This window comes from Burkholderia sp. KL41, from assembly GCF_057005415.2.
Genome location: NZ_CM174446.1, coordinates 1,052,832 through 1,064,742, shown reverse-complemented (window position 1 = coordinate 1,064,742; position 11,911 = coordinate 1,052,832). Strand labels below are relative to the sequence as shown.

The 11,911-nt window shown below is 68.7% G+C and carries 15 protein-coding genes; 7 read left to right on the top strand and 8 right to left on the bottom strand.

The window, feature by feature from the left end:
* Positions 1-25 precede the first annotated feature (25 nt).
* The 3 genes from ribH (at position 26) to PQB87_RS05030 (ending at position 2,248) form a co-directional block, all read left to right on the top strand.
* Entirely contained in the window at positions 26-544 is a 519-nt protein-coding gene (gene ribH / locus PQB87_RS05040) for a 6,7-dimethyl-8-ribityllumazine synthase (RefSeq protein ID WP_489242653.1), read from the top strand.
* Positions 541-978: a transcription antitermination factor NusB gene (gene nusB / locus PQB87_RS05035; protein WP_027788132.1), complete on the top strand. Its 438-nt coding sequence runs from the start codon at positions 541-543 to the stop codon at positions 976-978. Before ribH ends, nusB begins: the two co-directional genes overlap by 4 nt.
* A gap of 73 nt (positions 979-1,051) precedes the next feature.
* The gene (locus PQB87_RS05030) at positions 1,052-2,248 is read left to right on the top strand and encodes a pyridoxal phosphate-dependent aminotransferase (RefSeq protein WP_027788133.1); all 1,197 of its coding nucleotides are present in this window, start codon (positions 1,052-1,054) and stop codon (positions 2,246-2,248) included.
* Positions 2,249-2,373: 125 nt separating this feature from the next.
* Here PQB87_RS05030 and PQB87_RS05025 read toward each other — a convergent pair whose 3' ends face one another.
* The gene (locus tag PQB87_RS05025; protein ID WP_059811616.1) at positions 2,374-3,483 is read right to left on the bottom strand and encodes a lytic transglycosylase domain-containing protein; all 1,110 of its coding nucleotides are present in this window, start codon (positions 3,481-3,483) and stop codon (positions 2,374-2,376) included.
* 430 nt (positions 3,484-3,913) lie between these two features.
* Positions 3,914-4,108 (bottom strand): hypothetical protein, encoded by a 195-nt coding sequence (locus PQB87_RS05020; protein ID WP_124535574.1) that lies wholly within the window; start codon positions 4,106-4,108, stop codon positions 3,914-3,916.
* Here PQB87_RS05020 and PQB87_RS05015 point away from each other — a divergent pair.
* Together PQB87_RS05015 and PQB87_RS05010 are read left to right on the top strand one after the other, a co-directional pair.
* Positions 4,080-5,636, top strand: a complete 1,557-nt coding sequence (locus PQB87_RS05015; RefSeq protein ID WP_042973112.1) for a UbiD family decarboxylase — start codon at positions 4,080-4,082, stop codon at positions 5,634-5,636. The genes PQB87_RS05020 and PQB87_RS05015 overlap by 29 nt on opposite strands.
* Before the next feature lie 58 nt (positions 5,637-5,694).
* Positions 5,695-6,363, top strand: coding sequence for a LysE family translocator (locus tag PQB87_RS05010; RefSeq protein ID WP_489242651.1), 669 nt, complete (start codon positions 5,695-5,697; stop codon positions 6,361-6,363).
* Between the two features lie 124 nt (positions 6,364-6,487).
* Here the strand turns inward: PQB87_RS05010 and PQB87_RS05005 are convergent, their stop codons facing one another.
* Positions 6,488-6,790, bottom strand: a complete 303-nt coding sequence (locus PQB87_RS05005; RefSeq protein WP_021157078.1) for a hypothetical protein — start codon at positions 6,788-6,790, stop codon at positions 6,488-6,490.
* Between the two features lie 528 nt (positions 6,791-7,318).
* On the opposite strand from PQB87_RS05005, the gene PQB87_RS05000 reads away from it, so the two are divergent.
* Together PQB87_RS05000 and PQB87_RS04995 are read left to right on the top strand one after the other, a co-directional pair.
* On the top strand, positions 7,319-8,248 hold the full coding sequence (locus PQB87_RS05000; protein WP_153487951.1) for a Rossmann-like and DUF2520 domain-containing protein: 930 nt from the start codon (positions 7,319-7,321) through the stop codon (positions 8,246-8,248).
* Between the two features lie 75 nt (positions 8,249-8,323).
* A complete protein-coding gene (locus PQB87_RS04995) occupies positions 8,324-8,887 on the top strand; it encodes a YggT family protein (protein ID WP_027788138.1) in 564 nt (187 codons plus the stop codon).
* 12 nt (positions 8,888-8,899) lie between these two features.
* Here the strand turns inward: PQB87_RS04995 and PQB87_RS04990 are convergent, their stop codons facing one another.
* The 5 genes from PQB87_RS04990 to PQB87_RS04970 all read right to left on the bottom strand — a co-directional run bounded on the left by PQB87_RS04990 (position 8,900) and on the right by PQB87_RS04970 (position 11,901).
* Positions 8,900-9,250 carry a DUF190 domain-containing protein gene (locus PQB87_RS04990; RefSeq protein ID WP_027788139.1) on the bottom strand — a complete coding sequence of 117 codons (351 nt, stop codon included), beginning with the start codon at positions 9,248-9,250 and terminating at the stop codon, positions 8,900-8,902.
* A 23-nt stretch (positions 9,251-9,273) separates the two neighbouring features.
* Positions 9,274-9,660 carry a fluoride efflux transporter CrcB gene (gene crcB / locus PQB87_RS04985; protein ID WP_027788140.1) on the bottom strand — a complete coding sequence of 129 codons (387 nt, stop codon included), beginning with the start codon at positions 9,658-9,660 and terminating at the stop codon, positions 9,274-9,276.
* A 196-nt stretch (positions 9,661-9,856) separates the two neighbouring features.
* Positions 9,857-10,735, bottom strand: coding sequence for an SIR2 family NAD-dependent protein deacylase (locus PQB87_RS04980; protein ID WP_489242650.1), 879 nt, complete (start codon positions 10,733-10,735; stop codon positions 9,857-9,859).
* Positions 10,736-10,924: 189 nt separating this feature from the next.
* Positions 10,925-11,305 (bottom strand): TIR domain-containing protein, encoded by a 381-nt coding sequence (locus PQB87_RS04975; protein ID WP_021157073.1) that lies wholly within the window; start codon positions 11,303-11,305, stop codon positions 10,925-10,927.
* Positions 11,302-11,901, bottom strand: coding sequence for an NUDIX domain-containing protein (locus PQB87_RS04970; RefSeq protein ID WP_021157072.1), 600 nt, complete (start codon positions 11,899-11,901; stop codon positions 11,302-11,304). Before PQB87_RS04970 ends, PQB87_RS04975 begins: the two co-directional genes overlap by 4 nt.
* Positions 11,902-11,911 lie beyond the last annotated feature (10 nt).

Here is an 11,911-nt window from a genome sequence, read left to right as displayed (position 1 = left end):
GTTCATCCACACCACGGACAAGATCATGGAAATCGGACAATACCAACCGAATCTCGAAGGCGACGGCCTGCGGATCGGCATCGTGCAATCGCGCTTCAACGAGCCGGTATGCAACGGCCTCGCCGATGCGTGCGTCGAGGAACTGGAACGCCTCGGCGTCACCGGTGAAGACGTGCTGCTCGTGTCGGTGCCCGGCGCGCTGGAAATCCCGCTCGCGCTGCAGAAGCTCGCGGAAAGCGGCCAGTTCGACGCGCTGATCGCGCTCGGCGCGGTGATTCGCGGCGAGACCTACCACTTCGAACTCGTGTCGAACGAGAGCGGCGCGGGCATCACCCGCATCGGCCTCGACTTCAACCTGCCGATCGCCAACGCAGTCCTGACGACCGAAAACGACGAGCAGGCCGTCGCGCGCATGACCGAAAAGGGTCGTGATGCCGCACGCGTCGCCGTCGAGATGGCCAACCTGACGATGGCCCTCGACCAGCTCGGCGATGACGACGAGGACGAAGATGAAGACGAAGACGACGAAGAGGAGCGCGCATGAAGAAGAGCGCCCGCCGACAATCGCGCGAGCTGGCGACGCAGGGGCTGTACCAGTGGCTGCTGTCGAACGCGTCCTCCGGCGAGATCGACGCGCAACTGCGCGGCGCGCTCGGTTACGACAAGGCTGACAAGGAGCTGCTCGACGCGATCCTGCACGGCGTGATCCGCGAGCACACCACGCTCGTCGAAGCGCTGACGCCGTCGCTCGACCGCCCGATCGACCAGTTGTCGCCGGTCGAACGCGCCGTGCTGCTCATCGCGACGTTCGAGCTCACGCACCACGTCGAAACGCCGTACCGCGTGATCATCAACGAAGCCGTCGAACTCGCGAAGACGTTCGGCGGCTCCGACGGCTACAAGTACGTGAACGGCGTGCTCGACAAGCTCGCCGCGAAGCTGCGCCCCGCCGAAACGCAGGCGCGCCGCAACGGCTGATACCGTTTGGTCCGGAACGGGCGCGCATGCGCCCGTTTTTTCTTTCGTCACGCCCCCTCCCCCTGCCCGCCCGATGAATACCGCCACCGATTCGCTCGTCAAGCTCGCCGCACGCGTCGACGCGATCCAGCCCTTCTACGTAATGGAACTGATGAAGGAGGCACAGCGTCTCGAGTCCTCCGGGCGCGATGTTATCCACATGGGCATCGGCGAGCCGGATTTCACCGCGCCGGAGCCGGTCGTCGAAGCGGCTGCGGCCGCGCTGCGCCGCGGCGTCACGCAATATACGAGCGCGCTCGGCATTGCACCGCTGCGCGAAGCGATCGCCGCGCACTACGCGCGTGCCTACGGCCTCACGATCAGCCCGGAGCGGATCGTCGTGACGGCCGGCGCGTCGGCTGCGCTGCTGCTCGCGTGCCTCGCGCTCGTCGGGCGTGACGACGAGGTGTTGATGCCCGACCCGTCGTATCCGTGCAACCGGCACTTCGTCGCGGCGGCCGAAGGCCGCGCGGTGCTCGTGCCGAGCGGCCCGGACGCGCGCTTCCAGCTCACCGAGGACGACGTCCGCACGCGCTGGGGCGACCGCACTCGCGGTGTGCTGCTCGCATCGCCGTCGAACCCGACCGGCACGTCGCTCGAACCGGACGAGCTGAAACGGATCGTCGAAGCCGTGCGCGCACGCGGCGGTTTCACGATCGTCGACGAGATCTACCAGGGGCTCAGCTACGACGCGGCGCCCGTGTCGGCGCTTTCATTCGGCGACGACGTCGTCACCGTGAACAGCTTCTCCAAGTATTTCAGCATGACGGGCTGGCGGCTCGGCTGGCTGGTCGTGCCGCCCGCGCTGGTCGGCACGTTCGAGAAGCTGGCGCAGAACCTGTTCATCTGCCCGTCCGCGCTCGCGCAGCACGCGGCGCTCGCCTGCTTCGAGCCGGCAGCGCTCGACATCTACGAAGCGCGTCGGCTCGAATTCAAGCGCCGCCGCGATTTCATCGCACCGGCGCTCGAACGGCTCGGCTTCACGGTGCCCGTGATGCCGGACGGCGCGTTTTATGTGTATGCGCACTGCGGCGGCGTCGCCCACCCGGCGGCCGGCGACAGCGCCGCGCTCACGACGGCGATGCTGCACGACGCGGGCGTCGTGCTGGTGCCCGGCATGGACTTCGGTGTCCATGCGCCGCGCGACTATATCCGCCTGTCCTATGCGACGGCCTACTCGCGGCTCGAGGAAGCGGTCGAACGGCTCGCGACGTTGTTCGGGCAGCACTGAGCCACGACTGAGCCTCGGCCGGCACGCCGGCGGCTTCTCGCGCCGCAAAAAGCAAAAGGCACCCTGATCGGGTGCCTTTTTCATGTCCTGCCGGCCGGAGCCGTGCGGTGTGCTAGCGCCGGGCGTTACGCGCCGAGCTCCGAACGGTCGCCGTGCGACTTCGCGGTATCGACGCTCGCGTCGTCCTGCGGCGCGGCTTCCTTCGATGCCGTCGACTTCGCCGACGTCGTGGTTTCGAGCGTCGCATGCACGCGCTTCGCGCCGCCCGCTGCCGCCGTCACGGCGGCGGCCGTGACGATCGGCTTCGCCGGCGCCTGCGGCGCGTTGACCGGCACGCTGCGGCCGTGCGACACGTCGCGCAGGCGACCACGCTCGGCCATCACCTTCGCGCCGTATGCGGTGTCGTCCGGGTTCGTCGAGCCGTTGTACAGGCGCAGGCCGTTCGCGAGCGAACCGCCACGTGCAATGCAGTCCTTCAGCACGAGCGCACCGACCTGGAGGTTCGCGAGCGGCTGCAGTGCGGTATCGGTGCCGCCGAAATACTCGAACTTGTCGGAATGGACCTTCGACATGACCTGCATCAGGCCCTTCGCGCCGACGCCGCTTTCGGCGTATGGGTTGAAGCCCGATTCGATCGCCATCACGGACAGCAGCAGCAGCGGATCGAGGCCGACGTCACGGCCGGTCTGGAACGCAGCCTTGACGAGCTGGCCGAGCGGCTCCTGCGCGACGCGGTAACGGCGCGACAGGTAGGTCGCGACCAGCGCCTGCTCGCGATTCGACGCGAGCGCACGGTCGTCACGCGCATCGGCCGCCACGCGCTGGGTCGGGATCAGCTTCGCCAGCGCAACGGGCGACGGGCCGTTGCGGGCGGGATCGGATGCATCGCCCTGCGCGTTGGCTTCCGGTGCGACGTCGAGGCCGACCGCAAGCGCGTCCGTTTCAGGGCTGTCTTCCTGCTGCGGCTGCGCGCCGGCGGGCGCGAAGTTCGGCAGCGGATGGCCGGTCAGCAGACGGGCCGGGCCGGCTTGCACGGCCGCGGATACGACCGGCATCAGCTTCGCGGCAAGCGTGCCGCGCACGGTTGGCAGCAGCCACAGTGCGAGTGCAACCGCTACCGCGAGACAGCCGACAACGCTGAATAGATGGTGACTGACACGCGTCCCGCGACGCAGCATGCTGCGCACGAATTGCGCATGCTGCTCACTAGGACGCCACGATAACCAAGCGTTCATTCAGATCATCTCCCATGAACATGACTCGTGCGGCTCGCTCAGCTCGATGGCGAGACAGGTAACGCGCCGCGGAATCACGACGCCGCACGCCTTGGTTGGGGCGTGCAGACATCGGGGAAACGGTATAAGTACCGTTCGAGGCCACGGTGTAAGAGGGCCGGCACCTTCGCACATTGGGCGAGGCGGGCATACGCGGTGGCACCCACGCAAAAAACCAGCGTCTGGTGGCGCTGGCTGAGACTACGACTAAGGCCGTCGGATACGCCGTGCAGGTATCGGCGGACGGTGACGCGCTGCGTCAAAGATCGGTGATTGGCGGCTCGAAGCCTTTTACCCTGCAGCCAATGTGAGCGGATTCTAGCAGGGTTTTATAGATCGTCAACACTATAAAACCTTGAAATTATAACAAAAAGTAATTTACGGACACTCTTCAGATCGCGAGCCCCGTGCCGTAGGGGGTTTGCGCGCGGTCGACTTTTTTCTCCGCCGGGCGGGCATGCGGCGGCGCGGGTAAAATCGTCGGTCGATTCGGGGCCGCAGCCGGCCGCTGCGCCCGCCCATCGCTGCCCGCCACGCGGGTGGCCCGGACCATCTTCATGAAATACAAAGACTTACGCGATTTCATCCAGCGCCTCGAGGCGCTCGGCGAACTGCGGCGCGTCACGCAGCCCGTGTCGCCCGTGCTGGAAATGACCGAGCTGTGCGACCGCGTGCTGCGCGCCGGCGGCCCTGCGCTGCTGTTCAACGCACCGACCGGCTACGATTTCCCGGTGCTCGGCAACCTGTTCGGCACGCCGCGCCGCGTCGCGCTCGGGATGGGCGTCGATGCGGGCGACGACGCCGCGCTCGATTCGCTGCGCGATCTCGGGCGCCTGCTGTCCGCGCTGAAGGAACCCGATCCGCCGAAGAGCCTGAAGGACGCCGGCAAGCTGCTGTCGCTCGCGAAGGCCGTGTGGGACATGGCGCCGAAGTCGGTGTCGTCGCCGCCCTGCCAGGAGATCGTCTGGGAAGGCGCCGACGTCGACCTGAACAGGCTGCCGATCCAGACCTGCTGGCCCGGCGACGCGGGGCCGCTCGTCACGTGGGGCCTGACGGTCACGCGCGGGCCGAACAAGTCGCGGCAGAACCTCGGGATCTACCGGCAGCAGCTGATCGGCCGCAACAAGCTGATCATGCGCTGGCTCGCGCATCGCGGCGGCGCGCTCGACTTCCGCGAATTCGCGCTGCGCAACCCCGGCAAGCCGTATCCGGTCGCGGTCGTGCTCGGCGCCGATCCGGCCACGACGCTCGGCGCGGTGACGCCCGTGCCCGATTCGCTGTCCGAGTACCAGTTCGCCGGCCTGCTGCGCGGCAGCCGCACGGAGCTCGCGAAGTGCCTGACGCCCGGCGTCGACACGCTGCAGGTGCCCGCGCGCGCGGAGATCGTGCTCGAAGGTTTCATTTATCCGCAGGAAGGCACCCCCGCCCCCGCTCCGGCAGGCGCACCGCCGCGCCCGGCCGGCAACGCGTCGGCCGCGTACGAGCACGCGCTCGAGGGCCCCTACGGCGACCACACCGGCTATTACAACGAGCAGGAGTGGTTCCCCGTGTTCACCGTCGAGCGCATCACGATGCGCCGCGACGCGATCTACCACTCGACCTACACGGGCAAGCCGCCCGACGAGCCCGCGGTGCTCGGCGTCGCGCTCAACGAGGTGTTCGTGCCGCTGCTGCAGAAGCAGTTCACGGAGATCACCGACTTCTACCTGCCGCCCGAAGGCTGCAGCTACCGGATGGCCATCGTCCAGATGAAGAAGAGCTACGCGGGCCACGCGAAGCGCGTGATGTTCGGCGTGTGGAGCTTCCTGCGGCAGTTCATGTATACGAAGTTCATCGTGGTCGTCGACGAGGACGTGAACATCCGCGACTGGAAGGAGGTGATCTGGGCGATCACGACGCGTGTCGACCCCGTGCGCGACACCGTGATGGTCGACAGCACGCCGATCGACTACCTCGACTTCGCATCGCCGGTGGCCGGCCTCGGTTCGAAGATGGGGCTCGACGCGACCAACAAGTGGCCGGGCGAGACCAGCCGCGAATGGGGCCGCCCGATCGAGATGGATGCCGCCGTGAAGGCGCGCGTCGACCGGCTCTGGCAGGAGATCGGACTCTGACGCCACGCGGCCGGCGCCCGCCGGCCCGTGGATTGCCATTGCAACAAGAACAACGAAGATGACCTTTCCGCCCGCCTCCATGCTGTCCGACGGCTTCTTTCTGTCGCTGTCGCTCTGTCTCGACATCGGCCTCGTGAACGTCGCGATGTTGTCGCTGACGCTGTCGCACGGCTTCCGGCCGGGCTTCTGGCTCGGCATCGGATCGTGCGTCGGCGATCTCGTCTATGCGGCGCTCGCGCTCGCCGGGATGGCCGTGCTGCTGCAGTTCGAGCCGGTGCGCTGGATCGTGTGGATCGGCGGCGGCGCGGTGCTGCTGTTCCTCACGTGGAAGATGGCGCGGGAAGCGCTGGCGCCGGCCAAGGCGGCGGGCGACGACGGCGAGGAGACGCCGCAGCCGCGCGCGAGCGCGCGGCGCAGCTTCCTGCGCGGCATGCTGCTCGCGATGTCGTCGCCGAGCGCGATCCTGTGGTTCGCGGCGGTCGGCGGCGCGCTGATCGCGAAAGCCGGCGCGACCACGCCGGCCACCGCGTCGGTGTTCCTGTCGGGCTTTTTCCTCGGCGGCCTCGCATGGACGCTCTTCATGTGCACGCTCGCGAGCCAGGGCCGCAAGCGCGCGGGCGCGGGGCTGATGCGCGCGTGTCACATCGCGTCGGCGCTGCTGTTCGCGTATTTCTCGTATAGCGTGATCGTCGGCGGCTACCGCGACCTGATCGTGAACGCGGTGTAATCGCAGCCGGCCTGCACGGGCCGCTCACCGAGCCCGGGCGGCAGCCCGAAAAGAAAAACGGCGCAGCGCCCCGCTCGGGACGCTGCGCCGTTTTGCCACGCGCGGTCAGGCCGCGCGGGACGAATCAGCGACGCCAGCCGTGATGGCCCCAGCCGCCGTAACCATGGCGCCAGTACGGGCGACCGTAGTAGCCACCATAGCCGCCGACGACCACGGCGGGCGGCGGCGCGTAGTAGGCCGGCGCCGGCGCGTAATAGACGGGCGGAGGCGGCGGCGCGTAGTACACGGGCGGCGGCGGTGCATAGACGGGATACGCGGGTGCGACCGGGATACCGATGCCGACCCCGATCGACACGTGAGCCTGCGCAGCGCTTGCGGCACCCAGGCCCAGCGCGGCGGCGGCGATGAACGGAATGAGCTTTTTCACTTCGATTCTCCTGCTGGAGCGGTATTTTATGCGCCCCTGTCGGCAACGGCGGGCATGCACGTCGCATGGAAGCAATGTAGCGAAAACGCGCCCTTTACGTATCGGGCATTTGTTGCAAATTGCAATCGCACGCGGCCGGAACCGCCGTGCGGCGCGGCTCGCAGCACCTTCGGCGACCCTTGCGGGCCGCGCGGTTCCGTCCGACGAGTCGGGTCGCGACATCATGGCCGGTCAGTCTTACCGGATACGGCGCGTGCAGCGGGCACGCGATCGTAATGAACGATTACAAATTTGAGACAAGATGCCGACGTTTCAAGCCGGACGCCGGTGCGGCATGTTTCGGGGTCGGATTCCAGGATCGTGAATCGAACGTGGTGCCCGGGCGCCGATACACGCGCCGATAGATACGTCGTTCGCGCCGCATAGCGGCCAGCCATGCACGTGTCCGCACGGAAATTGCCCTTTCGCGGCCCCGCCGTCATTCCTGCGATACTGGCGGTTGCTTCGTTTTCGCTTACGTTCGCTGCCATGTCCGTCCCCGACACCCCCCGCCTCGGCTTCATCGGCGCCGGCCGTCTCGCACGCTGTGTCGCGCAGCGCTTCGCGCAGGCCGGCTTTCCGGTCGTCGCGATCGCGAGCCGCACGCCCGCATCGGCCGCGGCCCTCGCCGCGCGCATCGACGGCTGCCAGGCGGTCGACACGCCGCAGCAGGTCGCCGACGCCGCCGACCTGATCTTCCTGACGGTGCCCGACGACCATCTCGCGTCCGCCGCCGCGGCGCTGCGCTTCGACGCATCGCGCGCCGCACGGCAGGCCGTCGTTCACTGCAGCGGCGCGTCGGCCGTCGCACTGCTCGATCCGGCGAAGCAGCAGGGCACGGCCACCGGCGGCTTCCATCCGCTCTACCTGTTCGGCGGCACCGATGCCGACCTCGCCCGCATCGACGGCTGCTCGGTCACGATCGAAGCCGACGGCGCGTTGCATGCGACGCTGATGCGACTTGCCGCCGCACTCGGCTGCCATCCGCTGTCGATTCCGGCCGGCGGCCGGATGCGCTATCACGCGGCCGCGCACTACGCGGCGAGCTTCGCGCTGTGCGGGCTGGCGGAAGCGGTCGAGCTGTGGCGCGGCCTCGGTTTCGACGAGGAAGCCGCGTTGCGCGCGCTGCTGCCGATGCTGGCCGGTACGATCGAGACCGCACGCGACAAGGGGCTCGCGAACGCGCTCTCGGGGCCCGTGTCGCGCGGCGATACGGGCATCGTCGAACGCCAGTTGGCACTGCTTGAAACGCTCGGCGGCGATCACGCGACGCTGTACGCGTTGCTGACGCGCCGCGCGGTCGCGCTCGCGGCGCAGCGCGCGACGCCGCCGGCGTCGCTGCCGGCGCTCGCCGAAGCCGTCGAAACGTCGCTCGCGCGCACGGCCCCGCACCCCTCCCCGTCGCGAGACGAGGCGTGATAAGGTGTCGGCCGATGCGCCGCCATCCGGCGTTGGCGGCCGCACGCTACTGACCGTATAAAAAGGATGCCAACGATGTTCGGCGAGATCGCCCGTTTTCTGCTCAATACCATCTTCACGCTGTTCGGCGCCGCGCTGATCCTGCGCGTCTGGATGCAGGCCGTCCGCGTGCCGCCGTACAACCCTGTCACGCAGGCCGTGCTGCAGGCGACCAACTGGCTCGTGCTGCCGCTGCGCCGCGTCATCGCGGGCGTGCGCGGCATCGACTGGGCCAGCGTCGTCGCCGCCCTCCTCACCGCGCTCGTCTATGTCGTGCTGATGGTCGTGATGGCCGGCTTCGACCCGGCCGCGGTGATCGCGACGCTCGTCGTGGTCGCGCTGCTCACCGTCGTGAAGTGGGCGCTCAATCTCGTGATCTGGATGACGATCCTGATGGCGCTGCTGTCGTGGCTCAACCCGCGCTCGCCGGCCATGCCGATCCTCTACCAGCTCACCGCGCCGTTCCTGAACCCGCTGCGCCGCGTGATCCCGAATCTCGGCGGCATCGACCTGTCGCCGATCCTGCTGTTCGTGATCGTGCAGGTGCTGCTGATGATCGTCACGCGCGCCGCCGTGTCGCTGACGATGTTCGGCATCTGACGCCGTCGCCCCCTACACCGCCGGCCCCTGCGCCGGCGGTGCGCCGAGCGTGTCGATCACGCCGAATTGCGCCGGCATCATCGCGTAGCACACGCGCACCTTTTCCTGTGACAGCCTCGCGAGCAAGCGCTGCGCCTCGTCCTCGGTGACGATGAATTCGACCTCGATCGCGAGCGACCCCTGCAGCTCGAAGAAGCGATCCTCGTGCAGCACGCGATGCTGGCCGAAGCCGGCCATCGCGCGAAACGCGGAACCGCCCGCGACGCCCATCCGGTTCGCCTCCTCCAGCAGCCATTCCCACAGCGGCTTCCAGTGCAGCCGGTGCTGCTCGTGCACGTAGAAGCGCAAGAAGATCCTGTCCATCGCTCCCTCCGATGGCGGCACGCTCAGGCCGCCGCGAGCCATGCGCGCGCGGTCCACATGCCGAGCGCCGTCAGCGCGAACGATCCAGTCAAGTGTAGGGCAGCCACCGCAAACGCCCATCCGAATTCGCCCTGCAACGCATGCGTCATCACTTCGACCGAATAGGTCGAGAACGTCGTGAGACCGCCGAGAAAGCCCGTGATCACGAACAGCCGCCACTCGGGCGGCAATCCGACGCGGGTCGTGAACACGACGGCGGCGATGCCGATCACGTAGCCGCCGATCAGGTTCGCGGCGAGCGTGCCGAGCGGCACGGCGGGAAAGAATTCGTTGAGCGCGAGGCTCAGGAACCAGCGCAGCAATGCGCCGAGCCCGGCGCCGACGAAGATCGCGACGATCGAATAGAACAAGGGCGCTCCCGTTCGATGAAGCGGCTGGATTCAGCCGCCGGCCCCGGTCGCCCGGGGTGATGTCCGGGCCGCACGCGTGCGGCGCGTGTGCGGGCGGCACTGGCTGAACTGTATGCGGATTCGCGTCGCGCCTGCAACGGCCGCCGCCGGGATGCCCGCCCGTTCGCGTGGCGGGTACCCGCCCGTTCACACACGGTCACGCGCGTTGCCAGGCGGCGTCGAGCGCGCCCAGCGTCGCCAGCGCGCCGCCCTTCAGGCCGATCACGTCCGCACGGCGCGCATGCGCTTCGCGCGCGTTGATGCGGATCACGTCGGCGCCGAGCCGTTCGCTCAGCAGGCGCACGGTCGGGATCGCGGTGCCCGCGCCGATCTCGACCACGGCGACACGCCCGGCCCGCGCGATCCAGTCTTCCAGCGCGCGTTCCTGCGCGTCGTAGCGCGCACCGAGCCAGCCGGTGTCGCCGAACATCAGGATGTTCGGCCGCGCGAGGCCGCCGCAGCGCGGGCAACGCGGCATTTCTCCGACGAGACGGCAGGTGGTTTCGTCGACGTCCGGCACGAACGGCGCCGCATCCCACGTGTCGTCCGAGCAGGGGCGCAGGCACTGCATGGCGTGGATCGAACCGTGGATCTCGACGATCCGCGCCGGATCGAAGCCGGCTTTCTGGAACTGGCCGTCGACGTTGCTCGTCAGGACGAAGCCGCCGTTCGGCATCGCGTCGATCCAGCGGCGCAGGATCGCGAAGCCCGCATGCGGCACCGTCGCACGGTAGAGCGCGAGGCGGTGCCCGTAGAAGCCCCATGCGAGCGGCGCACGCGCGCGGAACGCATGGGGCGACGCGATCTCGTGGAATTCGAAGCGCTCGTGGCGCAGCGCCGGATACGCGCGCCAGAACCCGTCCGTGCCGCGAAAATCGGGCAGCCCGGAATCGACGCCGATACCGGCGCCGGCCGTCACGAGCAATGCGTCGGCGCGTGCGAGCGCGGCAACGGCGGAAGCGACGAGATCGGCGGGCAGTTGCGCGGCGGCGGCAGCAGCCGCGGCAGTGAAATCAGCGGGGTCGGAGAGCGGCATGACGGGGCGGCGGTGGCGTCGGACGGTGCGCGGGTGGCGTCGCGATCATACGCCGGTTCGCACGCGGCGCGGCATGCAAGAGATGCACGATGCAACGGCATGACGCGACGCTCGCCCGGCCGCGGCCGGTGCGGGCGAGCGATGCGCGGAGCCGCCTGCACCGCCTTGGCCGGGCGCCTCCCCGCCTGTTCAGCGATCCGAATCGTCCTGCACGACCGGAATGTCGTCGACCGAGAAATAGACGGCCTTGCCGAGCTGCCGCGCGAGGGCGACATCCGCGTCGGCTCCGCGCGACGCGCCGTCGATCCGCCATACCGCATCGCAGCGGCGCAGCAGCCGGTGCGCGGCCGGATACAGGAACGCCTCGCTGACTGCATCGCCGACCTGTCGCGACCCGGCCGCGACGGCGAGCGGCAGCGACACCCACTCGCCGATCATCGGCACATGCCCGCGGCGATACACGGCGAGCGCCGCCTCCTCCAGCCGGTGCAGGTTCGCGGCGATGCGCGCGGGGTCGCCGTCCGTGCCGCTGCGGTAAGGGCCGGCGACCAGCACGAGCAGCGGCGTCATGCCGTGCGCGCGCCGGCGGTTTCCCGCAGCGCGACGTACTGGAGCAGCATGATCGTCTTCGCGTCGACGATCTCGCCGCGCTCGACCGCATCCAGCGCCGCCTGCAGCGGCATCTCGACGACCTCGAGATCCTCGCCCTCTTCCGCGACGCCGCCGCCGTCGCCGGTGCGCAGCGACGCATCGTATTCACCGACGAAGAAATGCAGCTTCTCCGTCACCGAGCCCGGGCTCATGAACGCCTCGAACACCTTGCGCACGCCGCGCACGCGGTAACCGGTCTCCTCCTCGGCCTCCGCGCGGATGCGCGCTTCGGGCGTCGCGTCGTCGAGCAGGCCGGCGGCGGCCTCGAGCAGCATGCCGTCGTGTCCGCCGACGAACGCCGGCATCCGGAACTGCCGCGTCAGCAGCACGTCGCCGGTATCGGCATTGCGCAGCAGGATGGTCGCGCCATTGCCGCGATCGTAGGTCTCGCGGCTCAGGCGCTGCCACGTTCCGTCGCGGCGCAGGAAATCGAACGTCACCTTCTTCAGCACATACCAGTCATCGGACAGCACCGTCGTATCGACGATGCGGACACGGTCCCGCGTTGCAGCCATCCCAGCCTCC

Bases quoted from the DNA above. Each gene is read 5' to 3' on its own strand.
- PQB87_RS05025 (WP_059811616.1), bottom strand. From the start codon at position 3,483: ATGAACGCTTGGTTATCGTGGCGTCCTAGTGAGCAGCATGCGCAATTC.
- PQB87_RS05020 (WP_124535574.1), bottom strand. From the start codon at position 4,108: ATGAAATCGCGTAAGTCTTTGTATTTCATGAAGATGGTCCGGGCCACC.
- ribH (WP_489242653.1), top strand. From the start codon at position 26: ATGGAAATCGGACAATACCAACCGAATCTCGAAGGCGACGGCCTGCGG.
- PQB87_RS04995 (WP_027788138.1), top strand. From the start codon at position 8,324: ATGTTCGGCGAGATCGCCCGTTTTCTGCTCAATACCATCTTCACGCTG.
- PQB87_RS04980 (WP_489242650.1), bottom strand. From the start codon at position 10,735: ATGCCGCTCTCCGACCCCGCTGATTTCACTGCCGCGGCTGCTGCCGCC.
- PQB87_RS05000 (WP_153487951.1), top strand. From the start codon at position 7,319: ATGTCCGTCCCCGACACCCCCCGCCTCGGCTTCATCGGCGCCGGCCGT.
- PQB87_RS04970 (WP_021157072.1), bottom strand. From the start codon at position 11,901: ATGGCTGCAACGCGGGACCGTGTCCGCATCGTCGATACGACGGTGCTG.
- PQB87_RS04975 (WP_021157073.1), bottom strand. From the start codon at position 11,305: ATGACGCCGCTGCTCGTGCTGGTCGCCGGCCCTTACCGCAGCGGCACG.
- PQB87_RS05015 (WP_042973112.1), top strand. From the start codon at position 4,080: ATGAAATACAAAGACTTACGCGATTTCATCCAGCGCCTCGAGGCGCTC.
- nusB (WP_027788132.1), top strand. From the start codon at position 541: ATGAAGAAGAGCGCCCGCCGACAATCGCGCGAGCTGGCGACGCAGGGG.
- PQB87_RS05010 (WP_489242651.1), top strand. From the start codon at position 5,695: ATGACCTTTCCGCCCGCCTCCATGCTGTCCGACGGCTTCTTTCTGTCG.
- PQB87_RS05030 (WP_027788133.1), top strand. From the start codon at position 1,052: ATGAATACCGCCACCGATTCGCTCGTCAAGCTCGCCGCACGCGTCGAC.
- PQB87_RS04990 (WP_027788139.1), bottom strand. From the start codon at position 9,250: ATGGACAGGATCTTCTTGCGCTTCTACGTGCACGAGCAGCACCGGCTG.